The sequence below is a fragment of the Bacteroidales bacterium genome (assembly GCA_026418905.1).
Taxonomy (GTDB): domain Bacteria; phylum Bacteroidota; class Bacteroidia; order Bacteroidales; family DTU049; genus JAOAAK01.
Window position 1 is genome coordinate 13,235 of the sequence record JAOAAK010000036.1, and the last position, 26,963, is coordinate 40,197.

The following is a 26,963-nucleotide window of genomic DNA, read 5'->3' on the forward strand; positions in this document are numbered from 1 at the left end:
TTTCTATCGATTTCTAAAAAAAATCTCGTACATCATGGGCATGAGAATGAGTGTAATGAAGGTAGAAAAAAGCAAGCCACCAATCATTGTAATTCCAAGTGGTGACCAGACTTCGGATGCCAATCCCTTACTCAATGCCATAGGCAACATACCCAAGATGGTTGTCAGTGAAGTCATCAAAACTGGTCGCAATCGGCTTTTCCCGGCCGAAACAATAGCTTCACGAAGTTTCATCCGTCGAGAGATCAGTAAATTGGTATAGTCGACCAATACGATTCCGTTGTTTACCACAACCCCCAAAAGCATAATAATACCCACAAAAGTAACAAGACTTAAGGTAATTCCCGTCACGAAAAAAGCCCAAATCACACCAACGAGTGCCAATGGAATGGTAAATAAAATAATAAAAGGAGCTTTTAGTGACTTAAACTGAGCCACCATGATCATATAAACCAGCATTATACCAATGAAAAAAATTAATAACAAATTCGAAAAGCTTTCCATTTGTTCGTCACGCTGTCCACTTAAATACACTAATACCCCGGGTATGTGCCGATAAGAACGAATTATTTTATCTACTCTTCTTGTTGCCTCGCTAAGTGAAACATGGGCTTCTATGTCAGCAGTGACTCGGGCTACTCTTTCCTGGCCTAGATGTTCTATTTCAATAGGTGCACTCACTTTTTCTATTCTTGCTATTTCATTGAGAGGAACCATTTTTCCAGTTGGTGTAGATATGTATAAATTCATCAATTGTTCCATGTTAGATCTAAAGGAACTATCATAACGAACGAAAATGTCGTATTCCAGCCCTGATTGCTTAAAAACACCTGCATTAATTCCATAAATAGACTGCCTAAGTTGCATGGCAATTAATAAAGGTGTCAAGCCATGTATGATCGCTTTGTCCTTATCAATAATAATTTGATAAACAGGTCTAGATACACTCATAGAATTGGTTACATTTCTCAAAAAAGGTAGTTGTTTCAAGCTATCTTCTAGTTCATGGGCAATTCGATAAAGTTCTTTCATGTTACTTCCTTTGATAATGATGTCAATTGGTCTGACATTTCCTAGAAGCGCTGTACCAAGAATACTTCCCCCCGAAACATGATACGACTCAATTTGTGGATATTTTTTAAGTTCTTCCGTCAACAGGTGTGCAATTTCATGCGATGATCTTTTACGTTTTTCAGGAGGTAAGAGATGTATGGCAATCGTAGCAATGTTTTTCCCTTCTTTGAATCCCACAGAGCTTAAAATACCTCGTTCTGTCTGACCTATCACTGTGAATCCATAAACCATTTCAGGAACCAATTCTTTCACCCTCTGCTCTAAAAGTATGGCAAGTTTTTCCGTTTCATCTGTTCGCATACCCTCAGGTAAACGTATTTCCATCATAATATCTCCACTGTCAATATCTGGAATGTAGTCCATTCCAATTCTCAATGTTAGCAATATGGTTAAAGCCGACAACAAAGTGACAATTACAAATACAGTTACTTTGTTATTCAAAGCTAGTTCAAGCAATCTACCATAAATGTTCTCTAACCATTGAAATATTTTTTCGGTTTTGGCATAAAGAGGTATTTTTCTTTGTTCATGGACAGGTCTAATCAAAAGAGAAGTCAAAGTAGGAGAAAGAGTAATACTAACCAGAAGCGAAGCTAGTAATGCTGTCGTGGTAACAATCGCCATTTGTTTAAACATTACCCCTACAATACCTCCAGCAAAAACTAGTGGTACAAGGACAACAATGGTTGTAAATGTCGATGCAGTAATGGCCAAACTCATTTCATTCGTTCCAAATAAAGATGCTTCCCTTGGTCGCACACCTCGTTCTATGTGACGTGTTATATTTTCCAAAACTACTATCGTATTATCTACCACCATTCCTATGGCTATGACAAGACTCATTAGCGTAAATATATTGACTGTGTAATCCAGTAAGTATATGACTATGTAAGATATGATGAGTGAAAAAGGAATGGTCATGGCAACAATAAAACTACTTCGCCAGCGCCGAAGAAAAAGCCAAACTACTAGTACAACAAAAATTGCTCCATATAAAAGTGTTTGCTGCAAATTTTTTAGAGATGCATCAATTGCCTCAGTGGTATTGAAAACTTCAGTGATAGTAACATCTTGTGGCAATTGCTTCTGTATGTAGGGGATTGCTTTTTTGACATTTTGATAAACTTGTAGAGAATTAGCATCGGACTGTTTTTGAATCATGAGAGCTACAGCTCGTCTTCCTTCTGTGCGAGTGATTTCATCTTTATCCTTATACTTCCACCTAATTCGAGCTATGTTTTTCAAGTATATATGGCCGCCCGCAGAGAGAGGAATGGACATGTTTTCGATTTCTTCAAGTGAAGTAAACTCAGCTGGAACCTCCAAAGAAATATCCCATCGATGGGTTTTTATATTTCCGGCAGGAATAGAAGCATTATTTAACTGGAGAAAAGTCTGAATCTGAGAAAGTGAAAGTTTATATTGAGCCATTTTGTATGGATCCAACACAATTTCAATAATTTTTGTAGGCTCTGCAATCGTTAATACTGTCCCAACACCATCGATTCTTCTAAGTTCAGGAACAATGGTATTTTCAACCAATTCACCAAGTTTTTCATAGCTTTCAACAGCCCCCACCCCAAGAATGGCTATGGGAAACATGTTGTTTCTGATTTTCATGATTAAAGGTTTGTAAGCCTGGTCAGGCAAATCATTTTTTACAAACTCTATCAAATCGCGTGCTTCTGCAGCAGCTTCTGTAATATTTGTTCCCCATTCAAATTGAAGAGATATGACGGAAACATTTTCTCGACTAAAAGATTGAATTTTTTTTAGATGAGTAGTATTAGCAAGCACTCTTTCTAATGGCCTTGTGACTTGTTGTTCAACGTTTTCTGACGATGCCCCAGGATAGATCGTCATGACGGTGATGGCTGGTAACTCGATATCTGGAAACAAATCACGTGGAAGATAATAGTTTGCTAAGAGGCCAAATAAGAGCAAAGCTAAGAAAGCCATTATCACTCCCAGAGGATTACGAATGGATATTTCAGTTATTTTCATAGTGTACGATTTTCAATAACACGAACCTTTTGTCCATCCTTTAATTGCTTAACTTTTGTCTTTATTACCCTTACGTCTGCTGGTATATCTTCTATAAGCACCGAATCACCAGTGGTGGCCGATACCTTAACTGACAATTTTCTAGCTATGCCATCCTTTTCAATAAAAACAAAACTTTTATTATTCTCTTCCATGATAGTTTCCAACGGCAACGCCATGCATTCTTTCTCTGGAGTTTTAATTTTCACTTTTCCTCCCATACCAGGCATAAGCCCAAGTTGATTAGGGACCACCACATGCATCCGGACCATCCTGTCTAGGGATGAAACAATAGGTTCAAAACGAATAATCCTACCTAGTAAAGTAACATGAGGATAAGCAAAAGGCACTACCTCAACTTGCTGACCCACTTTAAACATCGGAAAATCCATTTCCCCAATATCAACCACACATATAAGTGGATTTACTTGCATTAATTTTACGATGCCTGAGGTCATACTGTAAGAAGGATCCAGCGAAAAAGAGAAGAAATAATTTTCTCCTTCCTTAATAAGATGTTTAACTACAACACCGGAAAAGGGAGCTCGGATCTCGGTATTTTTTTTCATGAGTTCGTACTTTGCCTGCGCTGCCTCAAATCGTGCTTTAACATGATCATAATCCTGCTGTGAAATACTATTCTTCTGCAAAAGATTTGAAACTCGATCAAAATCTTTTTTCAAGGTCATATACTCGATCTCAGCTTGAATGAGCATTTCAGACGACATTCGGGCAATAATTTCGCCTTCTTTTACATAATCACCCTCTAAAACAAAAATCTTTTCTACTTTTCCAGGAATGGAACTTCCTACATTTGCCTCCTTATATGGCTTAAACACACCCTGATACTCACGCACCGCAGCATATTTTTGGAGTGTAGGATTTACAACATCAACCAGTATAATGTCTTCTCTTTCTGAATTTTTCTTATCATTCTTGTCGTCTCGCTTGCAACCTAAGAACAAAAGAAATAACAACGAAAAAAAACATATAAGTTTTGGAGTTTTCATATATCAATAATTTAACTTTCCCATAGCTTTCAACAATTGATAATATGCTGTCCAAGCTTGTGAAACTGCCTCTAGATGATCTACCTTAGCATGAAACCATTCAGTCTGAGCCTGAATCACATCACTTACTTTAACCATCCCTTCATCGAATCTATCTTTTTTCTGCTTAAGCTGTACTTCTTTGTGTTTGAGACCTTCTTCTTTAAAACGTACATTCTGAAGGGCTTCAATATAACTAAAATATTTGTTCTGAACATCAATCCGTATTAAATCTTCAACCTCTTTCTTAAGAAGTAAATCGTTTTGATAAGCAAGACGAGACATTTTTATCTTTTGCCAACGTTCACCAGCATGAAAAAGAGGAATAGTTATACTAACTCCTATCTGATAGTCATGATCAAAGACATCCTTCATCCCTTGAAAAGGCGAAGGTCGCATGATGAGGTAATTAGCTATAAAAGCAATCTGAGGAAGCATTTCACCATAAGACATTTTTTGTTGATAGCTAGAAATATTTACTTTTTCTTCTAAAATCTTCATCTCATGTCGGTTATGAAGAGCTTCGTCCATAAGTTTTGACGTATCCAGCAATACTTCGGGTAAGATTAATGTTGTATCTGACGGAATCCATGGTGAATAAAGTGGCAAGCCCATTTTCTGACATAAAGCCATACGCATAAGATCAAAACCATGCGTGGCCTTCATTTCATTTAATACAGCTTCATTGTAATGTACCTTGACTTCTTGAACTTCTGCATCAGTTACAATTCCCTCCTCCCTGTAATTTTGCACATCATGAAATAAAGCATCAACAAGTGACTTATATTGTTGTGTAAGTTTTCTTTTATGAAATAGCATAACCAATTGCATGTATTTTTCCATCACTTCGTATCCTACTTCTTCACGTGTCTGCAGAACTTGTTCCTGAATTAGTTTTTCGTAGCTTTTTGATATTTGATAACCATACCATATTTTTCCTCCGGTAAATATGGGCTGTTTCAAAGTAAACTGAAAAAGATAGTTATTCTTTTCTCCAACTTTGGCTTTATCAGCTGGTAACCATGCATAATTTCTAAAAATAGGATTACCATCTTTATCTAAGACTGGTTGCATGGTGTTGGGATCAATTACTAGATATGTGGCTGCAATAAGAGGATCTTTAAATTTCTCAGGATCAACTTGACCTGTCTGCTGATCAATCACCATGTAAGGCACAAGTGGAAGAAGCACATCCTGTTCAAATAAACTCATCTGTTTATTCATTCTTAAATAAGTGCCACTTGCATCAATCGATGGAAAAAAATAAGTTAAAACAGACCGCTTAAATGCCTTAGCTGAATCAAGAACATTAGCTTTACGCTGCAAACTTATGTTGTTCTCTAATGCCATTTCCACACACTGTTTCAGACTGTAAGACTGTCCACTTAGCATCAAAGGAAACAACACATAAATATGAAAATTTCGAAGCATTTTATTTTTTGAACAAAATTATAAAATATTCAAAAAATGAGAGAATTTTTTTCACTTAAATTTGAACCATGAAACAAATCTTGTTGATCGACAATCATGATTCTTTTACCTATATTCTTAAAGCATACTTAAAGCAACTTCCACAAGTTTCAAGGGTTGATGTGCATTTCCCAGAAAATGCTATGTCGTTAAATCTAAATTCTTATCATGCTATTGTTATTTCGCCTGGGCCTGGCTTACCTCAAGAAACGTTACTTCAAGAAATCATTCACAGAGCTTATGGTAGAATTCCTTTGCTTGGTGTATGCTTAGGAATGCAAGCTATTATTGTATATGAAAATGGTCAGCTCATGCAACTGGAGCAACCCTTACATGGAGCACAAGTAAAAATTCATATCATTGAAAACTACCCTTTTTTCAATGCCGATTGGCATGAAATTTACGTAGGCCTATACCATTCGTGGGGTATGTCTATCAATGCTGTTCCCTCTTCCTTAAAGGTCACCTCCTATCACAATAATACTACTATTGCTCAATCTCTTATCCACATTAAATTTCCTTTGGCGGGTGTTCAATTTCACCCTGAGTCACACCTGACTCAGGAAGGAATGACTATTCTAAAAAACTGGTTTAATTCAACGATTCTTTCTTAACTTTTTCCACCATTTCCTTCCAAATAGGATCTGTCAGTTGTGCCAAGTTTTTACCATATTTAGTCATAAATTCCTTATACTCTTGAGTATCTAGTGCTTTTACAGCATCATCGTTTTCAGCTTTTACACCAACTTCTTTAGCTATTTTATAAAAATCCTCATAGTGATCCCTATAAAAGCAAGGTCTAATGAGATTTCCCGGATTATCTTTCAAGCCTATATAACGATGTTGCCAATCTCGACCTTTTTTAAACAAAGGAGAAAACAAAGCATCTTCTAACTTCTTTCCTTGACTATACAAATCTTCAATATTGTCAGTATAATAGGGTATGAAGACACATGGCATGATGTTTCCATCCCAATTTATGTAAAAGTAACCACCCGATCTTCCACATGAAATACAACCATTTGACATAGGAGCACTATTCCAGAAATCAGCTAAAAAATAGTTTTTCTCTAGCAGCAATTTTTCTTGTATTCTGAACAATTCAACTCGCTGCTCACATGTAAGCATTAAGTCCTTGGAAAAATTTCGCCCAATAGGCATATATTGAAAAATCCACAGATATGTTGCCCCTAATTCTTCATATAACTTATCATAAAAATCCATCTGAAGCAAAAGATTAATATTTTTACTCGTAGCAGTGATGGAAAACCCAAATGGTATACCTTCTTGAATGAGATAATCTTTAGCTTTAAGAATTTTATCAAAAACATCTCTCCCTCGCCTATCATTGGTTTCTTTCTCTAGTCCTTCCAGCGAAATAGCTGGAGTTATGTTACCTAATTGGGCCATTCGCTTTGCCACTTGTAAATTAATTAAAGTTCCGTTTGTGTACATCAGAAAGTAAGAATCATTCCATTTTTCTACTAGATCGAGAATGGTTTTGCCTTCATCATTATACATTAAAGGTTCACCTCCAGAGATAACAAAAAAACGCATTCCCAAGTTGTCGTGTCCGTCTGCTATAACTCTATTGAGTAAATCCCATTTCATGATGTTCTTTGTTTGAAAAGATGAAGCTGCATAACATCCTTCGCAGTGAAGATTACAAAGCTTTGTAGGAGAAATAGTGAAAAAAGTTGGAGGTCTCATACCATATTTTTTTTCAAAATTTTCTCGTGCTTCTTTTGAAGAAGAACTGAGAAGAACATTATTAAGAAAAACTTGCACGATCTTTTGTAATACTATGGGTGAAATAAGGTTTTTATCGAAATTTCTCAAAATAGATTTGTACATAGCCCAGAAAGCAAGAGCTTGATATTCTTTGGTTACATCCGAAAAACATGGATCATCGTTCTCAAGAACACTAGACTTGATTTTTTTTCGAACATAAAAATCAATAAGAGATCTCGTCAATTTCCCGCGTATCAATTTACCTCCAATGTAGGAAGATACGGGAAAAACTGATATCGGAATCATATTTTTAGACTTTTTTTGTTTTATAGTGCAAAAATAGATAAAAATAACATAAAATAAATAGTATTAAAATTTTTATTCTTTAAAATTTTTTAAACCTGCAATCACAAGATGTATCTCGTTATATAAATTCGCGTTTTCAGATCGAGAATTTCTGAATAAAAATAAAGATATTTCCAGGCCAAGAATAATGTGAATGATAGCGGAAACAACTGCTTGAGGATTTTTAAAAGCAGGAAATATTTTAGAATCGATTCCTTCTTGAATAATTTGACTAATAACATTTTTTTCCCAATCAATAAATTGAATACGCAAGTCTTCTATTAAACTCACATCTTTATCAAAATCAGCCCGTATTCCTTCCAAGTAATTGATAGCTTTAACAACCATTTCACAATGTACAAGAAGAAACTTTTTCAACTTCTCATCTGCATTTATATTCTCGCTTAGTAACATTTCTAGTTGATTTTTTATTTCGTTAATTTCTTTCTGAACCACTTCCCGAAACAGATCTTCCTTACTTGAGAAATGATAATATAGCGAACCTTTAGCTTTTCTGGATACACGAGCTATTTCATCCATCGATGTCTTACTAAAACCGAAACGAGCAAAAAGTTTTTGAGCAGTTTGGACAATCACATCTCTCGTTTTTTCTATGCCCATCTTTTTTTTCAAAATTACTACGAATTATTCAAGTGTAAAGATTTTTAATCCTTGCTCCAAATCTTGTATTAATTCATCTGAATTTTCTAAACCTATGCTTAATCTGACCATCCCGTCCCACTCTGTTTCTTTCCACATCGTGTAAGGCAAAACAAGAGATTCATAACCACCCCAACTAACGGCCATCCTAAAAAAACGAAGCTTCTCGCAAAAAGCATTAATCAAACCAGGATCTTTTCTCTTAAATTGGATAGAAAACAAGCCCGTTATTCCTCGCATTTGTTTATGGTATATTTTATTTTGCTCATCCGAGATGCTACCGGGATAGTATATTTTTTCAATTGCTGGATGATGCTGGAGAAAATTAATAATTTTCCATGTACTCTGCTCGATGCGATCTAGTCGAACAGGTAATGTCCTTAATCCTCGCAAAAAAAGCCAAGCATCGAGAGGACTCATGATACCACCAAAGGTGAGGTATTCGTGATTGAAAATACGAGAATAAAGTTTTTCATCGCAAGTGAGATATCCTCCGACTAAGTCACTATGCCCTCCCGTATACTTTGAAGCACTGTATACAACCACATCTATTCCAAAATCCGCCGGTCTTTGACGTAGAGGAGTTGAGTAGGTATTGTCAATGATGACCACAGCTCCAACATCATGAGCCCGTCTAGAAATCTCCTCCAGATCAACCACTTCAAACGTACGAGTAAGGGGACTTTCTACATATATGAGACTATAATGTTCATTAATGCTTTCTACTATGTTATAATAAGGTACAAAATGAGTTTCAACCCCAAATCGAGATAAAATATTCTTCAAAAGATGTTGAGTCCAAGAGTAAACTCCTTCCATACACAAAACTTTATCACCCTCTTTAACAAGAGAAATTACAGCCGTCGAGATTGCTGCCATACCTGATGAAAATAAAAGTGCTTTCTGCTTACCATCAAGAGCTGCAAGCTTTTCTGCAAGTACTGTTAATGTTGGATTATTTCCACGTGAATAAATGAGTGAATTTTCTTCGTCATCAATAGCTAATTTGAACTCTTTGACACTTGAAAACTTAAAATTGCTTGTCTGAAAAATAGGAAAAGATATAGAAGGGTAAGAATTCTCACCTAGTAAAAATAAAATTTCACTTTCTTTCATGATTTTTTGCAAAAATAAAAATTACGTATCTTTGCACTCCAATTTAAACACTCATTACCATGAATAAAGGTGAGTTGCTCAGATACGTTGAAGAGCAGGTGATGCCAGGACGTCAGTTCCCAGTATTTAAAGCTGGCGATACTATTACTGTGAACTATAAAATTGTCGAAGGTAACAAGGAACGTATACAGGCTTTTACGGGAGTCGTTATTCAAATCAGTGGAAAAGGGAAAAACAAGACGTTTACAGTCCGAAAAATTTCCAACAATGTCGGCGTTGAAAGAATATTTCCAATTGCCAGTCCATTTATCGAAGATATTACAATTGTCAAGAAAGGTAAAGTTAGAAGGGCAAGAATTTTTTACTTACGTAAGTTGACAGGGAAAAAAGCAAAAATTAAAGAAAAAAGAATTTAATTTCCTCCTTGCTTATAGTTAGGTAGTTGCTCAGATAGTCTTTGGAGTTGCATTTTTCTATTATGTAATTGGTTAATGTATCTTCTTTCACGATCTGTTTTTTGGTTTTTATAAGCCGTATTTGCCCAATCCAGTGCAATGTCGATTCTACCCTCTTTTTCTGCTGCTACAGCCATATTATGAGCTGCGCGAGAAGCAATTTTGGGATTGGAACTTTTAGTCAACTGAGACCATATGGAGACAGCTTCTTTCCAATTACCGACCTTTACATATTGTTTAGCTTCCTTAAATTTCGGGTGTCCTTTTACATAATAAAACCTACTGATGGTTACCCAACTTGGAGAAATTCGAAAAGCCATCATCTGGCCAGCAAAAAAACCACTTTCATCGAGCACTTGACGTTTGGAAGGTAAACTTTCCTTAGCTTTTTCTGGAGTATCACCTTCACCATGAAAACCTTTTTCATCTGTAAAAACTTGTTGATCAATGATATTTTTGGTAACGTTATCGTAAATTCTCCAACCAGCATTGACTCTAACACGTAAATCGGCATAATGAACTGGCACTTTTCGAATAACACCTCCTACCACTTTTTCTACTTCTTCCATACTCAAATGAAGTCTCATATCACTGTCAAAGGTTTCCAATGTCACCAAAGCATCTACATTGTATTTTTTACATAACCTGTCTACTTCATCCCAAGTTAGTGGTAAGGGAAATTCCTTAGTTCCAGTTCCCCGATATTCTTCACCCTCTAGCAAAACAGCTTTGAATCGTGGTGATGAATTTACGCGATTTACAAGACCACGGCAAGCATTAAAAGAAGCTGATCGATCTCCAAAAATGGTTTCTCCACTTAAAAAACCTTCTAAAATATTCAACAATCGATCATCTTTGGCCGGTAAACTTCGGTTAAGTACACCTATGGTTTGTACATGTTGAGGAATGTTGATTTCAGCTGGAACCAAAACAGGTTGATAGATATTTCGAGTTGCACAACCCACTAATAATAAACTCAAAACATAAAATAATTTTACTTTTTTCATATTGCTTCTCTTTGTTTTCAGACATTAAAAATTATGCCAAATGTAAAAAATTTCTAGGCTTTCTTTAGTTTTTAAATAAAATAACAGGGTCATCGCCATCATTGAGAGTTGTATTTTTGTTTTGACATGAACATTTAAATTCGCTAACCATATAACGACCTATTCATAACCATTCATGATTGTTATCAAACATAAAGAAATTTTTCTTCAATATTGCTTAAGAATAGGATTTATTTCAATTAGTAAAATTTAGACTACCATCTAGATCCAAATCAATACAATTAATCATATGTATCAAAACTCGATATTGTATAAGCGATAGGATAGGCGAAACTTGCGTTGTCTTTTAATAAAAAGTAATTTAACAGATCCTATTTATTGCACTATTCCTATCTACGTAAACTCTATATAGGATCAACATCAACAATTATTTTAAGATTTGAGGGATATTTGTCATGAATATGTGCAATTAAGTCGTTGATGGTTTGTTTTGTGCGTAAAAGATTATTATCTTTAGGTAGCTTTATTAGTAGCTGAAAAATGTATTGATCCTGAATTTTAGACAGGGGTGCAAGATCAGGACCTAAAAGAGAGTAAGAGAATTTATTTTTAAAAAATTGAGCAAAATCGTTGGATGCTTTATTTGCTATTTCTTTTTCGTTATGGAGGAAAAGAAGCTTGATAAGCCGAACAAATGGTGGATAACGAAACTTCTGGCGAAAAAGAATCTCGTCGAACATAAAGTCATCATATGTAAACTGAGTGATGTACTTGATAAGAGGGCTGCGCGAAGTTTGGGTTTGAATGATGACAGTGCCCTGGTGATCGCGACGTCCTGCTCTCCCAGCTACTTGAAGCATAAGTTGGAGAGCATGTTCATAAGAACGAAAATCAGGATAAGGATAAAGCAAATCGGCATTGAGAATACCAACCAAATCGACATGGGAAAAGTCTAAACCCTTGGTGACCATTTGCGTACCCACAAGGATATCGATCTCTCGCCGCTCAAATTGATCAAATAGAGCTTGTAATTGCCCAGTCTGACGAACTATATCGTGATCTAAGCGAGCTATTCGAGCATGAGGAAAAAAGGTAAATAGCTCTTCTTCAATACGTTGAGTGCCAACTCCACGCATCAAAATTTTTGGGGAATGACACTGAGGACAAAAACCAGGAATATTTTGCGCATAACCGCAATGATGACAAATAAGTGCGTGTTCATCTCTATGATACGTTAAGTTGGCATCGCAATGCTGGCATGTAGGAGACCAGCCACAAGAGTCACATTCTACCCAAGTGCTATAGCCACGCCTATTTTGAAAAAGAATGATTTGCTTTTCTCGTTGTAATGTTTGTTTGATTTGTTGAAAAAGCAAAGGAGTCAACGACCCTCGCATTTCCTTCCGCGCAATATGCGGACGCATGTTTACGATATGTATCACCGGAGGGATAGCATCTCCATAGCGTTGCCTGAGGTGAACTAACGTTATTTTGCCAGTTTTAGCAAGATGATAAGCATCAAGCGATGGTGTAGCAGAACCAAGGATGACCGGCACATGTGTTATCTTACCAAGCATGAGAGCTGTGTCGCGAGCATGATAACGAGGAGCTTCTGTTTGTTTATAGCTTGTATCATGTTCTTCGTCCACAACTATAAGTCCCAATGAATCAAAAGGAAGAAAAATCGCTGAGCGCGCTCCCACAACTACTCCCACTCGACCTTCCAACATTTCTTTCCATATTTTTGTTCGTTCTCGGTTAGTTGTACGTGAATGATACATCCAAACTGGCACATCATTTCCCAACCAGTTTTGAATTCGTTTCACCATAAATTCCGTCAACGAAATTTCAGGTAGAAGGAATAAAACCTGTTTTCTTTGTTTTAAAGCTTCCTGAATAAGATGAATGTAAATGATTGTCTTCCCACTTCCTGTTGGGCCGTAAAGTAATACGTTTTTCCCACTTGAAAAAGATTTATGAATTTGCTCAATAGCACGTTGTTGATCATCTGTCAATTGAACAGAAGGAAAAGAAAATCCCTTGCATTGAGAAGCAGGAGATTTATTTTCAGTTTTAAAAAATTCTATAATTCCTTTCTTTTCCAGTGCTTTCAAGGCAGTACTACTAAAAGATTTCTGAACAATTTTTTTCTCAGGATAATGCCCTTCATTTAAAGATTCAATAATCTTCAGAAGTACATGGTATTGGTTTGGACTCTTACGTTCGAGTTGCTGTAGAACAAGAGAAAGTTGATTTTCATCTTCGTAGTGAGCAGTTAATCGTATACATATTGTTTGATGAGGAAGTATATTGTCTTTCATATATTCTTCCCTTAACAATATCTTTTTTTCAAGCATTATTTGGAGTAGTGAGCGAATTTTAGATTTTCCAAGTAAAGATGAAATTTTACCCTCTCGAATTTTTTTATGTTGTTCCAAATAATAAACCAATTTCTTTTCATTTGGGGTCAAGGGTAAATTTTTGTTCCACTCTGGGTTAAGCGTGAAAACACTTTCGCTTTCCAAGCGAAGATTACTGGGAAAAGCAGCGTTTATGATTTCTCCAAGAGTGCACATGTAATATTCGGCTATCCATTTCCAAAAACTTAGTTGCCAGCCGGTTATTACAGGTTTCATATCCACAACCGATTCAATAGATTTTACGACGTAACTTACTTGCGGAGGGGTAGTAATAATTTCAGAAATCAAGGCTGTGTATTTTCGACGCTTACCAAACGAAACTATTACTCTTTTTCCGATGGAAACTTCATGTTCCAAATTCTTAGGCACAAAATAAAGATACGAACCATCAACGCGAAGAGGAAGGATAACTTTAACCCACATCAAAGCATGTTATATTTCAAAAGATCACATATCCACTGCTTATCTGGCTGATGGATTGGGGTTTTTAAATATTCAAGTAAACGTTCTGGATCATCATCGGTTACTACAGAAACATGTTCCAATCGAACAAAACGATGATCAGTCAAGTGATGCAGCAAGCGCAAAAGTGGATCAAAGAAATGATTGATGTTGAACAAACCAATTGGTTTTAAATGAGTGCCTAACTGCACGGCTGTGAGTACTTCGAAAAATTCATCCATGGTTCCAATTCCACCAGGAAGAACAACAAAAGCATCAGCATTGTCAAGTATGAACTTTTTTCTTTCCTGCATGTTTTCTACTACATGCAAATCTATATTTTGGTGTACAACTCCCATGGAAAGCATAAAAGAAGGAACAACGCCCAGAATTGGAATATGATGCTTTAGAGCACTTTCAGCTACAACACCCATGAGGCCAGTATTCCCCCCCCCGTAAATTATTCTTATATTTTTCTGTGCTAAAAGTTTAATCAGTTCTTTTGTTTGCTTTTCAAATCTCGAGTCGTCTCCAAGAGAAGCCCCACAAAAAATGCCCAAATTCCTAAACATGAATGTTTTTTTACAAATATAAAAATTCTCATTTGCTTCCTAAATACCTTGTACTTTACTTTAATGATGTTAACTTTGTATTAAAATAAACAATATGACTAAAAACCACATTACTACTGAAAAAATTGAGCAATTTTACGACGATTACGTTGAAAGGCAAATCAAGGCAGGAATCAATGAAAGACATATTTCTATATTTGAAAAGCTTATTAAGGCTGGTTTAAAAAAACATCATACAGTTTTGGAGGTAGGTTGTGGAATAGGTACTCTTACGAGCTTATTAGCACCTTTTTTAAAGAATGGATATCTTTTATCCATGGATTTAAGTAAGAAAAGTATTGCTGAAGCAAAAAAATTTCTAGGTCATTTTAAAAATCTAACTTTAATACATGGTGATTTTTTGAATTATTCATTTCATGAGACTTTCGATGTGATTGTTTTTCCTGATGTTATAGAACATATTCCTTTAGAATTTCATGAGAAGCTTTTTCAAAAATGCACTCAGTTATTACGTCCTAAAGGATTTATTTTTATTCATATTCCCAATCCCTATTACATTGAATGGCTTCACATACATCAACCAGAGTCGTTGCAAATAATTGATCAACCAATACATCTCAGTACCCTTCTTAAGTTTACTGAGCCACATCATTTGATTATAACCAAATATGAAACTTATTCTATTTGGTTCAAAGACGGAGATTACCAGTACATTATCCTTCAAAAAAAAGATGCCTTTGATTTTACTGTTCAAAAAAAAGAAAAAACTAACATTATTCAACGAATAAAGAGAAAAATTAGCTTTCTTAAATTTTTTTCTTTCTAAGAATTTATCTTACCGCACTACTGAACATTCGCCTGAAACGTATTTTCCCTCCAAACAAGGGTTTATCTTTGTCGAGGCTTAGCCAGATAAAAAGAGGTCTACCCACAATGTGATCTTCTGGAACAAAGCCCCAAAAACGACTATCAGCAGAATTATGACGATTATCTCCCATCATGAAGTAGTAATCCATTTTGAAGGTATATGTATTGGTTTGTTGACCATTGATATAAATCTTGCCATCACGAATTTGAAGCTCATTTCCTTCGTAGATCGAAATAATTCTTTTATAAAGATGAATGTTTATGGTATCGAGTTGAACAGTTTCACCAGCTTTGGGTATACGAAGTGGCCCAAAGTTATCCTTGTTCCATGGATAGGCAGGATGGTGTGGAAAAATTCGCGGATCCCATTTATTGCTATCAAATAACGGACGTGGTGGTTCTTTAAGATATGAACCCATATTTGCCACAACCTGATCGTACATATCACGAGTTAGCGGAACTACAATAGCATTGGAAAAATTGTAATACTGAGCAAGTCTTAATCCATCTGAAAAATCCTTCTGACTTACCCCCATTTTCTTGATCATCCTAATCTTTGGAAAATCTTCTTCTTTAAAAAGGAGAGCATAATTTACTTCCTTATTTTCAGGATCAGGTATAAGTTGGCCATTTACGTAAAGAATCTGATTTTTCAATTGAATAACATCTCCTGGTAATCCTACACAACGTTTCACATAATTATCTCTCTTGTCGGAAGGGTGGACTCGAATAGGACTTTGTTGAAGTAAGTAAAGACGTGCCTGATTAAGAAATTGAAAATAATTACTATCACTTAATCCAGCCTGTCGTGCCATTTCAACAGCTACTTCGATTTGCAATCCATAGTAGGTAGCAGCAGGATTGTTTAACCATACCGTATCTCCCCCGGGGAAATTAAACACCACAATATCGTAACGCTCAATAGGTTTGAGACGTGGATACCGATAAAAAGGCAAACGAATAAAATCCCAATATGATTTCCCTCCCAAAAAAGAATTATGTGTTAGTGGTATGGTCAGAAAAGTCTGGGGAATGCGACTACCAAAAGTAAACTTATCCACAAATAAAAAATCACCAACAAGCAAGGTCTTTTCCATTGAGGGAGTAGGAATGGTATAAGCTTCGATAAAAAACATGCGTATGATACTTGCAGCAACTACAGCCCATATGAGATCTTCAATGCCCGTGAGAAATTTGCTTCTTTTAACTTTGATCTGCTGATCAGGTGGAGTGAAAGAAAGTTTAGGATTAAAACCTAAATAAGGTAAATACACGAAAGGAAAAATAATAGAAAGCAATTGATGCCAAAAGGAATATTTATTAAAAGCTTTTAGTGTTTCGACAATGAGCAGCATGATCATAAAAATGTTGATTGCAGGAACTAAGCAAAAAACAAACCACCACCAACGCTTGTCCACCAATCTTACCCAATACCAACAATTTACAACTGGTATGATGGCTTTCCAAATAGGTTCTCCAGCTTTTTTGAAAATTCCAATCAAGCCAACCCACGCAAGAAGAAATAAGAAAATGGTAAATAACAAAACAAAATCCATAATGATATTTTTTCCAAAGTTAGATTTTTATTGCGTATATTTTTTCAAAAATATCCATAAAATGAAAAAAACCAACAGGTCTTGTTTGATCAAGCCATTCAAGGGCATCTAGGGCACCACATACAAATCCCTCACGACTTTGTGCTTTATGTTCAATTACGATTTCATCAAAAGAGCTGGTGAAAGAAAGTCGATGCTTTCCAATCACTTGTTCTTCACGAAAAGATTCAATCCATAAGTGTTTTTCTTTGGGTATTGAAGACCAACCTAACAATTCTGAATAAGACGAAAGCAACAATTCAGCCATAGTAATAGCCGTACCACTAGGGGCATCTTTCTTGGTGATATGATGAGTTTCTTCAATCTTCACATCATAGCGGTGCAAAGAGGAAAAAATTTTTGCAGCCAAAAGGGTTAGCTTAAATAAAGCATTAACACCTGGACTGTAATTACTTCCATATACGATACAACCACGATGTTTCAAGCAATAATCTTTAACTTCCTGCAAGCTATGATACCAACCGGTAGTACCACACACAACTGGTAGAGATAAATCTACACAACGTTTTAGGTTCACCACAGCAGAAGTGGGCTCAGTGAATTCTAAGGCAATCACATCATCGTCGACTTTCTGGGGCCAGGGGTCATCTTTATCAATGATGGTTAAAATTTCTATCCCCTTTTTTCGACAAGCATTCTCCAATTCACGTCCCATTTTTCCATAACCAATAATGACTACTTTCATACTTCTATCATTTCAAAAACAAAACCTCAACATTAAACCTTTTGCTTTCGTATTTATGACTGGATATATCGAAATTTTCCTTACATCATCGATTTGAATTGAAAAATCAAAGAAATGGGCATACACATATGCATCAAGTATGTTCAGTGCATAGAACAAGGAAAAACCTATAATAGAGAGTTCTGTATTTCTGCGGTAAAAAGACATGATATCGAGTAAATTTTGTTCGGAGTAATAAGGAAAAGGATCCATTGTCAGTGAATCATTGTCTGTTCTCGCTAGATATGCTTTTTTGTAATCTTTATAATACTGATAATTCGTGTAAGCTAAATAACCCGTTGCAACTAAACCACCTATATACAATGGTGCTTTCCAGTACTGACGGTTATAAACCTGACCACTACCCGGTAAAAAGGCAGACAAGATAAGAGCTTTTTGGGGTGAATGCATGCCTTTCTCTTCTTGGGAAAAAGAATATGAAAAAGTAAACCAAATGAAACTGAGAAAAAATAATTTATGAAACATTTTCAAAAAAGTGAATCAATGAGAGAAGTTCTTCTTCATTTCTGAAATGTATAATAATCGATCCGCTTTTTTTCTTTTGAACTATTTTTACTTTGAATCCCTTTTGTTGAAATTTCTGTTGAAGCTCATCTAAATATGGATGTTTCGGTTGATGAGTAGTTTTCTTCTTCGATGAAGAAGATTGCTGAATTTTTCTTACCCATTCTTCAACTTGACGTACTGAAAGACCTTTTTCTAGTATTTTTTGAGTAATCTCCAACTGTAAGTTTTCATTAGGCAAGGTAATAATAGCGCGTGCATGACCCATGGAAATTTTGCCTTCTTTAATAGCGGCCTGAACTTCAATGGGAAGCTTTAGCAGACGTAAGTAGTTAGCTATAGTAGACCGATTTTTCCCAATTTTTTCGCTTAACTGTTCTTGAGTGAGATGATATTCTTCAATGAGTTTCTCAAAGGAAAGAGCAATATCAATAGCATTGAGATCTTCACGTTGAATGTTCTCGATAAGTGCCATCTGAAGTAGATCTGTTTCGGAAGCATCACGTATAAAAACAGGTATGGTTTTTAATCCCACCATTTTAGCAGCTTTGAGTCGACGTTCACCAGAAATAAGTTGATAGGTTCCATCCGGCATCTTTCTAACCGTAAGTGGTTGAATAATACCAAAGCTTTTGATTGATTCGGCTAATTCTTTTAATTTTTCTTCTTCAAATGTATTACGTGGCTGATAGGGATTAGCAATAATTAGATCAATATCTATGAAAGGAAAAGCTAAGGATGTAATACTTTCATCCACATCTAGCAAAGCCCCCAGGCCTCTTCCTAAAGCTTTCCTCTTTTGTGGATTGGTTGCATTCATAAATTAAGTTCTTTGTTTTGATTTCGGCTTAAAATTTCCTTCGCCAAATTTAGATAAGCAATGGCACCTTTACTTTCAATATCGTAAGTAATTACACTTTCACCAAAAGAAGGAGCTTCTCCCAATTTGGTATTACGAGGAATGATGGTCTGAAAAACCATGTACTGAAAATGGTTTCTGACCTCATCTACAACCTGATTTGAAAGACGTAATCTTGCATCATACATGGTGAGAAGTATGCCTTCGATCGTTAATGCTTGATTGAGTTTTGTCTGTACGAGTTTGATGGTGTTCAGCAATTTACCAAGCCCTTCTAAAGCAAAATATTCACATTGAACCGGTATAAGCACAGAATCGGCAGCTGTAAGAGCATTAACAGTAATCAAACCCAATGAAGGTGAACAATCGATAAAAATAAAATCATATTGGTCAGCTACAGGGCGCAAAACTCGACGCATCATTAACTCGCGCTGTTCCAGATCAATCATTTCAATTTCAGCACCAACCAGATCAATATGAGCTGGAACCAGATCTAGATTAGGCACTTTGGTAGTTAAAATGGTGTTCCCTATAGGTACATTTTCTATAATAGATTCATAAATACTGATCTTTATATTTTTGGGATCGAAACCTAGTCCAGAAGTAGCATTAGCCTGCGGATCAGCATCAACAAGTAAAACTTTTTTTTCCAAAACAGCCAAAGCAGCACAAACATTTATCGCTGTTGTTGTTTTTCCTACACCCCCTTTCTGATTGGCGATGGCTATGATTTTTCCCATAGTTCTCTAAAAATTATCTTCTACATCTTGATCATTTAAATGATCCCTAAGCTCAAAATCATCAATGTTATCAAAAATCTTGCTTTCTTCTTCTGTAAGTCGACCTGTTTTTATAAAATTTAACGCTGCAAGTAATCCTGCAGTAAATTTATCGAAGTCTTCTTTATAAAGAAAAATTTTATGTTTTTCATAATAGAATTGCCCACTCAATTGGTTAACCTTTCTCTTTCTTTCTGTCACAGTCAAATATTTATCCCCGTTACGAGTAACCTTTACATCAAAGAAATATGTTCGCTTTCCAGCACGAACTGCTTTGGTAAAAATCTCTTCCTTCTCTCTCCTGCCATACTGTTCCATGACAAACTTGTTTTACGTGCAAAACTATGATTTTTATCAATATGGTATCTTATTCGGATAAGCATTCCATTCATCGAAAGGTATCATATAATCATCCACCTGAATGTGTTGGGTTGGAATTTTCCTATCTTGATAGGATGTTATAAGTTCACGGTAAATAAAATCATCATCAAATCCTGCACTAGCAGCATCTTTTCTTGTTGCAGCAAAGACTATTCTGTCTGGTCGAGCCCAATAAATGGCACCCAAGCACATAGGACATGGTTCGCAACTACAATAAATGGTACAACCAGTAAGTTGAAAAGATTTGAGTTTTTCAGTAGCTCGTCTAATGGCTACGATTTCAGCATGAGCCGTAGGATCATTCAATGAAGTGACAAGATTGGTACCTTCAGCTATAACCTGTCCTTCTTTAACAATAATAGCTCCAAAGGGCCCACCTTTACCCATTTTTACATTCATCCGAGCAAGGTCAATGGCTCTCTTTAAAAAAACTACATCATCATGCATAAGCTTCAAGATGTTTTACCAAAACATTTAATACATTACAAACATATATGATCATTTCAGAATCGATAATAAGAGGTGGAGCTATTCGTAATGTGTTCGGAGAAAACAAAAACCAATCAGTTAGAATACGATGTTCCAGTAATAAATGAATCATTTGCCTTGTGATCCTTTCATTTTCAAACTCCACTCCAATAAGCAAACCAGATACTCTTACGTCTTTTATAAACGGATGTTGTTTGATAAGGTATTGAAAAAGAAGTCCTTTTTCTTTAATTTTTAATTCAGGCAATTTACTAAGAATTAATTTAAAAGCAGCTAATCCAGCAGCACATGAAAGTGGATGCCCTCCAAACGTTGTAATGTGCCCCAAGGGAGGGTTAAAAGTAAGCTTTTCCATGATTTGACGGCTTGCAATAAAAGCACCTAAGGGCAAACCACCTCCCAGAGCTTTACCAAGCAAAAGAATATCAGGAACAACACCGTACTGTTCAAAAGCAAACAATGTTCCAGTACGTCCAAATCCTGTTTGAATTTCGTCGAAAATAAGTAAAGTTTCTGTTTCATTGCATCTTTCCCTAAGAGCTTTCAAAAATGTAGGAGTGGCTATCCTTACTCCAGCTTCTGCTTGAATTGGTTCAATAATAACTGCAGCAGTCTGACGTGAGATTTCACTCAAGTCTTCTATATAATTAAATCGTAATTTCTTAATGGATGGCAATAAAGGTCTAAAAGGTCTCGTGTAAGTTTCATCACTGATAAGACTGAGTGCTCCTTGCGTTGAACCATGATAAGCACCTTCAAAACAAACAATCTCGTGCCGACCAGTAAAACGCTTAGATAGTTTAAGAGCACCCTCAACTGCTTCTGAACCACTGTTTACAAAAAACACTTGTTGGAAACTATCCGGCAAATGCTCGATAAGCAACCTAGCATACTCCACCTGACTTTGTTGGATAAATTCTCCGTAAACCATTAAATGCGTGTAATCTTCCAATTGTTTCGCAATAGCTGCCTTAATCTCCGGGACATGATGACCGAGATTGCTGACGGAAATACCAGAAATGAGATCAATGTATTTACGACCTCGATTATCGATTATTTTTAAACCCTGTGCTTTTATAACTTCCAACCCTAAAGGTTCTCTTGAGGTTTGAGCAAGATATGAAAAGAAATCTCCTCGCAGACTCATCCCACGAAATAATTGTTGTCCTGCCAGGGCTCGAACCTGGACTCTTCTGATCCAGAGTCAGACGTGTTGCCAATTACACCACAGGACAAAATGTACATTACAAAATTAATTTGTTTTTTCGTTCAAAATGGCAGTTAGAAATTTTTCTTTCTCTTTAAGAACTTTTATTTCATTTCGTGCTCGCTCGATTTTTTCATTGAATTCCTTAAGTAATACATCGGCATTCTTGCTATTTGAAAAAAATGAAAGATTATTTTCCCAGAGTTGTACATCGTGCTGAAGCTTGGCAAGTTGAAAACGTAATTTTTTCAATTCTTGCCAAATTTTATCTTTCCCACCTGGGAGATTGGTCCACGATTTAATTTTATCCTGATACGTTTCAAAATCAAAATCGTTCTGCTGTAGATTTAACTTTGAATAAAGATCATTTAACAACTTTTTCCATTCATCCTGAAGTTTATTTTTTTCTTCAATAGGGACACGTCCTATTTCATACCATTTTCTTTGGTATTCCTGTAGAATAGAAAGATTTTTTTTCTTATCATCGGTAAATTGAAAAGATTTGAGCTCATCGATTAAACGACGCTTTTTTTCCAAATTTTGTCTCTCTTCTTCATAGATTGACTCATAAAATTGTTTTTTTCGAGTAAAAAATTCATCACAAGCTGCCCTAAAACGCTTCCATATAACATCACTGACTGCAGTTGGAACTGGTCCTATTTTTTTCCATTCCTCTTGCAAACGCAGGAGTTCGTTAGTAGCATTTTTCCAATCCGTACTATTTTTGATTGCCTCAGCTGCCAAACAAATATTTAACTTTTTATGATAATTGGCATTTAATTCTTCCTGATACATTTCAAAAAACTGCTTTCTCGACCTTTGGAAGCTTTCAAGAATAGATCGAAATTCTTGCCAAATACGTTCACTTTGTTCGCGTGGTACGGGTCCTACGTTTTTATACAGTTCAATAAGTTCATTTATTTTTTTGTTTGCATCATTCCATTCTTTCAGTGTAGTGTAACCTCCAGAAGCTATAGCTTTTGCTTGTTGGACAATAGCTTGTTTGGCTTCAAGATTAGCATGATATTTTTTTTCAATTTCCTGGTAGTATTGTAATCTCTTTTCTCTTAGTTTTTCACCAGCAAGCTTGAATCTTTCCCAAATTTCATCCCTTTTATCAGCAGGCACAGGTCCTATTTCTTTCCAGTGTTGAAAATATTCTTGGTATTTCTTAAAAGCTACATGAATATTAGATTCAAAAAGCAATTGTTCAGCCATCTCACAAAGTTCGATTTTTTGCTCGAGGTTTTTCTTCATGTCAAGATCTCGTAGTTCTTTATACTGCTTGATTTTATCCATGAAAAGAGCAACATAGTGATTATAACTCAACCAAAGCTCATTATTTTTGGATGGCGGTACTTTTCCAATTTCTTGCCATTTATCCCTTATTTTGTTGAAAGCATCATAAGTAACCTTAAAGGGTTCATTAGAATCTATAAGTTGTTTCAATTCATCCAGCAAGGCTAATTTTTTCTTGTAATTTTCTTCTTGTTCACGTGCAAGTTCTTCCAGATATTGTTTACGTTTTTCCTTATAAATGCTCCACACAGCCTCGAAAGCTTCAAGTTGTTTCTCTATTGCATCTTTACGGTTTTCGTACTCTTCCTTATCAGTAATTTCAGCAAGTTTTCCAATTTCTTGCTGAGCTTTGGTCTTGTGAAGCTCTTTCAATTTGAGTATAGCATCACGAATTTCTAAAATGTTAGGGGAGTTTTGAACAAGTTGTAAAGCTGTTTCGTAAAGCTTGTCCATGTCATAATCATCCCAGACTTTTTCAATGTATTCATTGTCTTCAGAAAATTCAGTTGAATCATCTTTATCTATATCGTGTTCTGCTTCAAGGGAAAACTTGCTTTCTCCTGCTGCATAATAACTATCCACAATGGAATCAACTTTTTCTTCTGCTTCGAAACTGATTTTAGCGCCCTCCTGATTTAAGAAATTCTTTTCTTCCATGCTTCGAAAAATAAGTTAGCAAATTTACATACTTTTTTAAAAATCATCATGACTTCGTGCCAAGTACCTTTCTTCGTCTCTTCGACGAATTGTTTCACGTTTATCATAAGCTTTCTTACCACGAACAAGAGCTATTTCAAGCTTAGCTAGTCCTTTTTCATTGATAAAAAGTGATAAAGGTACGATGGTTAGACCTGCTTCTAGAACTTTACTTTGCAGCCGAGCAAGTTCTCTTCTGGTCAATAGCAACTTCCTATCCCTAATAGGCAAATGATTGTTATAAGATCCTTGCTCATAAGGGTTAATATTCATGTTTTTAACAAACAATTCTCCCTTTTCAAAAGTACAATAAGCTTCATTGATACTAACCTTTCCTTGTCGAATACTTTTAATTTCAGTTCCTTTCAATACAATGCCAGCTATATATTTTTCGAGAATGATATATTCATATGATGCCTTTTTGTTCTTTATAAATATTCGATGATCTTTTTGTTTTTTCATGAATATGTGAATGCAAGTCAAAAGCGAAAATACGCAAATTTTTCTTAAAGTAAGAGTTCTAGGTTTCCTCCTGGCGAAATATTCCGGTGTCGTAGTCTTGCCTCAATGGTGATTTCATAAGATTTCCACTTCTGAAACTCTCTCATTAAATTTGTCTGTTCGTTCTCATCGGTAGACTGTGCAATTTGTTTAATTAGCTCATAAATTTGTTGCTGAATAATGACAAGTTTGAATTCAAGAATGGCATTATCAATTTCATTTTTCAGTAGCAACTGATTATTAAGTGTCGATTCAACATTAATATCTTTTTTCCTCCAATTGGGAGAAAGTTGGCCTTCTTCTTGAATTAGAGAGGAAAGAGTGGATGTTTCTTCGGGATCGAGCTTACTTAGAAGCACCGTCCACGAAAAATTATTTTCTTGATATAAAGCTTCAATTTTAGAAAAAATAGACTGAAATGCCTGATTTTCAAAAACTAGCTCATCTTCCTTTATTTCTCTCAGAATGTAATCCATCGCTAAAATTTTTGAAGTTTGAGTTTTTTCAGACGGAAATTCCAACATGCGTTCTCCATAAAGTAGGAGGTTTCTAATAATGTTTGCTTCAACTCGAAAACGACGTTGTTCCAAATAGGACATTGAATAAAAAGGAGGTAATGTCGACTGAACAGGAACACCTAAGTTGTTTTGTTGCGAACGATGACTAAGATTCTTATTAAGCTCATGCATCAGGATGTTTTCATCTAACTGATGTTTTCGAGCAATTTCCATTATCATATGATTTCGAACGAGTGGATAAGGAATCAAAGCTATGGATTGTATAATGTTGGTAATAGCAGAAGCTTTCTTGATAGGATCTTTATTTGCTTCATTTAATAAAACCTGTGTTTTGAATTCAATGAATGTTTGCTTTTCTTGGTCAAAATAATTAAGGATTTCTTGTGGATCATGTTTCTGTGCAAATGAATCCGGGTCTTCTTGAAATGGAAGTGATATTATGCGCACATTTAATCCGGCTTCCAACAACATATCTACAGCTCGCATCGTTGCTTTTTGTCCTGCCACGTCACCATCATACACCAATGTGATGTTTTGTGTATAACGCGAAAGTATTTTGATTTGTTCTTCTGTAAGACTCGTACCACTGCTTGCAACGACATTTTCTATTCCTTGCTGATAAAGGGAAATAAAATCCATATAACCCTCTACCAAAAAGCATTCATCTTTTTGAATGATCTTATTTTTCGCAACATGTAAACCATATAAAACCTTACTTTTCTGATAAATAATGGTTTCTGGAGAATTCACATATTTAGGGGAAGAAGAATTGTTTTGAAGGATTCTTCCTGCAAAAGCTATGACCCTTCCAGCAACACTGTAGATAGGAAAAATGATACGACCTGCAAAACGGTCTTTTCCGCTCTCTGAAATTAAACCATTTTCTCGTAACAACTCTATCCCATAACCAGCTTTTAAAGCGTATTGCAGAAAAGCATCTTTTTGCAAAGGTGAATAGCCTAGACCAAAAAGCTTTATGGTTGCATCACGCAATCCTCTTTTTCTCAAATATTCAAGTCCTACGCTATTACCTTCGCCCGTTTTCCATAACTGATCAACAAACCATTGATGCGCAAAACTGTGGAGATGAAAAGATTGTTCCTCTTTAGTCTTGGAAATGAAGTGATCTTCCTTTTCTTCTGATTCGATTAGATCAATGCCATACTTTTGAGCCAAAAAACGAATGGCTTCTTGGTAAGAAAATTTTTCATGTTCGATGAGAAAATTAACAACACTTCCTCCTTTACCACAACCAAAACATTTAAACATTCCTTTCGCCGGTGAAACATAAAATGAGGGCGTTTTTTCAGTATGAAATGGGCACAAACCACGCAAGTTACTCCCCACTTTTTTTAACTTCACAAATTCCCCAATCACTTCTTCGATTCTTGCAGCTTCCAAAACCTTGGCAATATCTTCCCGTCTTATCATCAGCCCTTATTTTTTAATAGTGGTACGAACCTGAAATATCCAAAATCTTGAACCATAATCTGACCATTTTTTTCTTTTACAATCTTCTTCATTACCTGAACTCCTGGTCCATCATCCACTGGCACGACTAAGATACCACCTTCTACTAGCTGATCTACAAGTTTGTCAGGAATACTGCTTGCAGCTGCTGTCACAATAATCCGATCGAAGGGAGCATAGGTAGATAATCCTTCTGTTCCATCTCTATAAAAACATCGTATGGCATGATAACCCATGGCAGCAAGAAGTTCTTTAGCTTTGAGATATAGTTTCTGTATTCGTTCGATCGTAAAAACTCGTGCTCCCATTTCAGCCAGTATAGCAGCCTGATAGCCAGAACCTGTTCCTATTTCCAAAACTTTCATCCCAGGTTTTACTTCGAGCAATTCCGTCTGATAAGCAACAGTATATGGCTGACTGATGGTTTGACCCTCCCCAATAGAAAAAGGATGATCTCCATAAGCAAATTCTATGAAACTACTATCTAGGAAAAAATGTCGAGGTACTTTTTCCATAGCCTCAAGCACTTTCTCATCCTTTATTCCTTTCGAACGAATTTCCTCTATAAGCTTTCGCCTTAATCCTTTTGTTCTATATGTATCCTCTAAAACTAAACCGCGAAAAAATACTTTCATACATTGCAAAAGTA

Annotated in this window: 24 protein-coding genes and 1 tRNA gene; 3 read left to right on the plus strand and 22 right to left on the minus strand. The window is 35.8% G+C overall.

The window, feature by feature from the left end; translation table 11 throughout:
• Positions 1–3 precede the first annotated feature (3 nt).
• From N2Z72_07215 to N2Z72_07225, 3 genes are read right to left on the minus strand one after another with little or no spacing between them, the layout of a single operon-like run.
• On the minus strand, positions 4–3,078 hold the full coding sequence (locus tag N2Z72_07215) for an efflux RND transporter permease subunit (protein ID MCX7697465.1): 3,075 nt from the start codon (positions 3,076–3,078) through the stop codon (positions 4–6).
• The gene (locus N2Z72_07220; protein MCX7697466.1) at positions 3,075–4,127 is read right to left on the minus strand and encodes an efflux RND transporter periplasmic adaptor subunit; all 1,053 of its coding nucleotides are present in this window, start codon (positions 4,125–4,127) and stop codon (positions 3,075–3,077) included. The genes N2Z72_07215 and N2Z72_07220 overlap by 4 nt, the downstream gene beginning before the upstream one ends.
• A 3-nt stretch (positions 4,128–4,130) precedes the next feature.
• Positions 4,131–5,597, minus strand: coding sequence for a TolC family protein (locus N2Z72_07225; protein ID MCX7697467.1), 1,467 nt, complete (start codon positions 5,595–5,597; stop codon positions 4,131–4,133).
• A gap of 68 nt (positions 5,598–5,665) precedes the next feature.
• Here N2Z72_07225 and N2Z72_07230 point away from each other — a divergent pair, with 68 nt between their 5' ends.
• Positions 5,666–6,250, plus strand: coding sequence for a gamma-glutamyl-gamma-aminobutyrate hydrolase family protein (locus N2Z72_07230; protein ID MCX7697468.1), 585 nt, complete (start codon positions 5,666–5,668; stop codon positions 6,248–6,250).
• On the opposite strand, the gene N2Z72_07235 is transcribed toward N2Z72_07230, so the two are convergent.
• The 3 genes from N2Z72_07235 to N2Z72_07245 all read right to left on the minus strand — a co-directional run bounded on the left by N2Z72_07235 (position 6,228) and on the right by N2Z72_07245 (position 9,488).
• Positions 6,228–7,673, minus strand: a complete 1,446-nt coding sequence (locus N2Z72_07235; protein MCX7697469.1) for a radical SAM protein — start codon at positions 7,671–7,673, stop codon at positions 6,228–6,230. The genes N2Z72_07230 and N2Z72_07235 overlap by 23 nt on opposite strands.
• Positions 7,674–7,745: 72 nt before the next feature.
• Entirely contained in the window at positions 7,746–8,333 is a 588-nt protein-coding gene (locus N2Z72_07240; protein MCX7697470.1) for a TetR/AcrR family transcriptional regulator, read from the minus strand.
• Between the two features lie 24 nt (positions 8,334–8,357).
• On the minus strand, positions 8,358–9,488 hold the full coding sequence (locus N2Z72_07245; protein MCX7697471.1) for an aminotransferase class I/II-fold pyridoxal phosphate-dependent enzyme: 1,131 nt from the start codon (positions 9,486–9,488) through the stop codon (positions 8,358–8,360).
• Between the two features lie 59 nt (positions 9,489–9,547).
• Here N2Z72_07245 and rplS point away from each other — a divergent pair, with 59 nt between their 5' ends.
• On the plus strand, positions 9,548–9,904 hold the full coding sequence (gene rplS, locus N2Z72_07250) for a 50S ribosomal protein L19 (GenBank protein MCX7697472.1): 357 nt from the start codon (positions 9,548–9,550) through the stop codon (positions 9,902–9,904).
• Here the strand turns inward: rplS and N2Z72_07255 are convergent.
• From N2Z72_07255 to N2Z72_07265, 3 genes are all read right to left on the minus strand, one after another.
• Positions 9,901–10,950, minus strand: a complete 1,050-nt coding sequence (locus N2Z72_07255) for a DUF6340 family protein (protein ID MCX7697473.1) — start codon at positions 10,948–10,950, stop codon at positions 9,901–9,903. The two genes, rplS and N2Z72_07255, sit on opposite strands and share 4 nt — an antisense overlap.
• Positions 10,951–11,354: 404 nt before the next feature.
• Positions 11,355–13,793, minus strand: coding sequence for a primosomal protein N' (priA, locus tag N2Z72_07260; GenBank protein ID MCX7697474.1), 2,439 nt, complete (start codon positions 13,791–13,793; stop codon positions 11,355–11,357).
• Positions 13,793–14,383, minus strand: a complete 591-nt coding sequence (locus tag N2Z72_07265) for a TIGR00730 family Rossman fold protein (GenBank protein ID MCX7697475.1) — start codon at positions 14,381–14,383, stop codon at positions 13,793–13,795. Before N2Z72_07265 ends, priA begins: the two co-directional genes overlap by 1 nt.
• A 94-nt stretch (positions 14,384–14,477) precedes the next feature.
• On the opposite strand from N2Z72_07265, the gene N2Z72_07270 reads away from it, so the two are divergent.
• The gene (locus tag N2Z72_07270) at positions 14,478–15,209 is read left to right on the plus strand and encodes a class I SAM-dependent methyltransferase (GenBank protein ID MCX7697476.1); all 732 of its coding nucleotides are present in this window, start codon (positions 14,478–14,480) and stop codon (positions 15,207–15,209) included.
• A 4-nt stretch (positions 15,210–15,213) separates the two neighbouring features.
• Here the strand turns inward: N2Z72_07270 and lepB are convergent, their stop codons facing one another.
• The 13 genes from lepB to N2Z72_07335 form a co-directional block, all read right to left on the minus strand.
• Positions 15,214–16,806, minus strand: a complete 1,593-nt coding sequence (lepB, locus tag N2Z72_07275) for a signal peptidase I (protein ID MCX7697477.1) — start codon at positions 16,804–16,806, stop codon at positions 15,214–15,216.
• 19 nt (positions 16,807–16,825) lie between these two features.
• A complete protein-coding gene (locus N2Z72_07280) occupies positions 16,826–17,551 on the minus strand; it encodes a 4-hydroxy-tetrahydrodipicolinate reductase (protein MCX7697478.1) in 726 nt (241 codons plus the stop codon).
• Positions 17,552–17,563: 12 nt separating this feature from the next.
• A complete protein-coding gene (locus N2Z72_07285) occupies positions 17,564–18,001 on the minus strand; it encodes a DUF5683 domain-containing protein (GenBank protein MCX7697479.1) in 438 nt (145 codons plus the stop codon).
• Between the two features lie 64 nt (positions 18,002–18,065).
• Positions 18,066–18,935, minus strand: coding sequence for a ParB/RepB/Spo0J family partition protein (locus N2Z72_07290; protein ID MCX7697480.1), 870 nt, complete (start codon positions 18,933–18,935; stop codon positions 18,066–18,068).
• Positions 18,932–19,714 (minus strand): AAA family ATPase, encoded by a 783-nt coding sequence (locus N2Z72_07295; protein ID MCX7697481.1) that lies wholly within the window; start codon positions 19,712–19,714, stop codon positions 18,932–18,934. The genes N2Z72_07290 and N2Z72_07295 overlap by 4 nt, the downstream gene beginning before the upstream one ends.
• Before the next feature lie 6 nt (positions 19,715–19,720).
• On the minus strand, positions 19,721–20,071 hold the full coding sequence (locus N2Z72_07300) for a PUR family DNA/RNA-binding protein (GenBank protein ID MCX7697482.1): 351 nt from the start codon (positions 20,069–20,071) through the stop codon (positions 19,721–19,723).
• 36 nt (positions 20,072–20,107) lie between these two features.
• Positions 20,108–20,581: a nucleoside deaminase gene (locus N2Z72_07305; GenBank protein ID MCX7697483.1), complete on the minus strand. Its 474-nt coding sequence runs from the start codon at positions 20,579–20,581 to the stop codon at positions 20,108–20,110.
• The gene (locus N2Z72_07310; GenBank protein MCX7697484.1) at positions 20,574–21,770 is read right to left on the minus strand and encodes an aspartate aminotransferase family protein; all 1,197 of its coding nucleotides are present in this window, start codon (positions 21,768–21,770) and stop codon (positions 20,574–20,576) included. Before N2Z72_07310 ends, N2Z72_07305 begins: the two co-directional genes overlap by 8 nt.
• Positions 21,771–21,785: 15 nt before the next feature.
• A tRNA-Gln gene (locus tag N2Z72_07315) sits at positions 21,786–21,858 on the minus strand.
• A 17-nt stretch (positions 21,859–21,875) separates the two neighbouring features.
• Complete coding sequence (locus N2Z72_07320; GenBank protein MCX7697485.1) at positions 21,876–23,786, minus strand: DUF349 domain-containing protein; 1,911 nt, start codon at positions 23,784–23,786, stop codon at positions 21,876–21,878.
• Between the two features lie 36 nt (positions 23,787–23,822).
• Positions 23,823–24,287, minus strand: a complete 465-nt coding sequence (gene smpB, locus N2Z72_07325; GenBank protein ID MCX7697486.1) for an SsrA-binding protein SmpB — start codon at positions 24,285–24,287, stop codon at positions 23,823–23,825.
• A 44-nt stretch (positions 24,288–24,331) separates the two neighbouring features.
• A complete protein-coding gene (gene dnaG / locus N2Z72_07330) occupies positions 24,332–26,275 on the minus strand; it encodes a DNA primase (GenBank protein MCX7697487.1) in 1,944 nt (647 codons plus the stop codon).
• Complete coding sequence (locus N2Z72_07335) at positions 26,275–26,949, minus strand: protein-L-isoaspartate(D-aspartate) O-methyltransferase (protein MCX7697488.1); 675 nt, start codon at positions 26,947–26,949, stop codon at positions 26,275–26,277. Before N2Z72_07335 ends, dnaG begins: the two co-directional genes overlap by 1 nt.
• Positions 26,950–26,963 lie beyond the last annotated feature (14 nt).

Excerpts from the sequence above, each read along its gene's own strand:
- N2Z72_07215 (MCX7697465.1), bottom strand. The coding sequence starts at position 3,078 with ATGAAAATAACTGAAATATCCATTCGTAATCCTCTGGGAGTGATAATG.
- N2Z72_07220 (MCX7697466.1), bottom strand. The coding sequence starts at position 4,127 with ATGAAAACTCCAAAACTTATATGTTTTTTTTCGTTGTTATTTCTTTTG.
- N2Z72_07225 (MCX7697467.1), bottom strand. The coding sequence starts at position 5,597 with ATGCTTCGAAATTTTCATATTTATGTGTTGTTTCCTTTGATGCTAAGT.
- N2Z72_07230 (MCX7697468.1), top strand. The coding sequence starts at position 5,666 with ATGAAACAAATCTTGTTGATCGACAATCATGATTCTTTTACCTATATT.
- N2Z72_07235 (MCX7697469.1), bottom strand. The coding sequence starts at position 7,673 with ATGATTCCGATATCAGTTTTTCCCGTATCTTCCTACATTGGAGGTAAA.
- N2Z72_07240 (MCX7697470.1), bottom strand. The coding sequence starts at position 8,333 with ATGGGCATAGAAAAAACGAGAGATGTGATTGTCCAAACTGCTCAAAAA.
- N2Z72_07245 (MCX7697471.1), bottom strand. The coding sequence starts at position 9,488 with ATGAAAGAAAGTGAAATTTTATTTTTACTAGGTGAGAATTCTTACCCT.
- rplS (MCX7697472.1), top strand. The coding sequence starts at position 9,548 with ATGAATAAAGGTGAGTTGCTCAGATACGTTGAAGAGCAGGTGATGCCA.
- N2Z72_07255 (MCX7697473.1), bottom strand. The coding sequence starts at position 10,950 with ATGAAAAAAGTAAAATTATTTTATGTTTTGAGTTTATTATTAGTGGGT.
- priA (MCX7697474.1), bottom strand. The coding sequence starts at position 13,793 with ATGTGGGTTAAAGTTATCCTTCCTCTTCGCGTTGATGGTTCGTATCTT.
- N2Z72_07265 (MCX7697475.1), bottom strand. The coding sequence starts at position 14,383 with ATGTTTAGGAATTTGGGCATTTTTTGTGGGGCTTCTCTTGGAGACGAC.
- N2Z72_07270 (MCX7697476.1), top strand. The coding sequence starts at position 14,478 with ATGACTAAAAACCACATTACTACTGAAAAAATTGAGCAATTTTACGAC.
- lepB (MCX7697477.1), bottom strand. The coding sequence starts at position 16,806 with ATGGATTTTGTTTTGTTATTTACCATTTTCTTATTTCTTCTTGCGTGG.
- N2Z72_07280 (MCX7697478.1), bottom strand. The coding sequence starts at position 17,551 with ATGAAAGTAGTCATTATTGGTTATGGAAAAATGGGACGTGAATTGGAG.
- N2Z72_07285 (MCX7697479.1), bottom strand. The coding sequence starts at position 18,001 with ATGCATTCACCCCAAAAAGCTCTTATCTTGTCTGCCTTTTTACCGGGT.
- N2Z72_07290 (MCX7697480.1), bottom strand. The coding sequence starts at position 18,935 with ATGAATGCAACCAATCCACAAAAGAGGAAAGCTTTAGGAAGAGGCCTG.
- N2Z72_07295 (MCX7697481.1), bottom strand. The coding sequence starts at position 19,714 with ATGGGAAAAATCATAGCCATCGCCAATCAGAAAGGGGGTGTAGGAAAA.
- N2Z72_07300 (MCX7697482.1), bottom strand. The coding sequence starts at position 20,071 with ATGGAACAGTATGGCAGGAGAGAGAAGGAAGAGATTTTTACCAAAGCA.
- N2Z72_07305 (MCX7697483.1), bottom strand. The coding sequence starts at position 20,581 with ATGCATGATGATGTAGTTTTTTTAAAGAGAGCCATTGACCTTGCTCGG.
- N2Z72_07310 (MCX7697484.1), bottom strand. The coding sequence starts at position 21,770 with ATGAGTCTGCGAGGAGATTTCTTTTCATATCTTGCTCAAACCTCAAGA.
- N2Z72_07320 (MCX7697485.1), bottom strand. The coding sequence starts at position 23,786 with ATGGAAGAAAAGAATTTCTTAAATCAGGAGGGCGCTAAAATCAGTTTC.
- smpB (MCX7697486.1), bottom strand. The coding sequence starts at position 24,287 with ATGAAAAAACAAAAAGATCATCGAATATTTATAAAGAACAAAAAGGCA.
- dnaG (MCX7697487.1), bottom strand. The coding sequence starts at position 26,275 with ATGATAAGACGGGAAGATATTGCCAAGGTTTTGGAAGCTGCAAGAATC.
- N2Z72_07335 (MCX7697488.1), bottom strand. The coding sequence starts at position 26,949 with ATGAAAGTATTTTTTCGCGGTTTAGTTTTAGAGGATACATATAGAACA.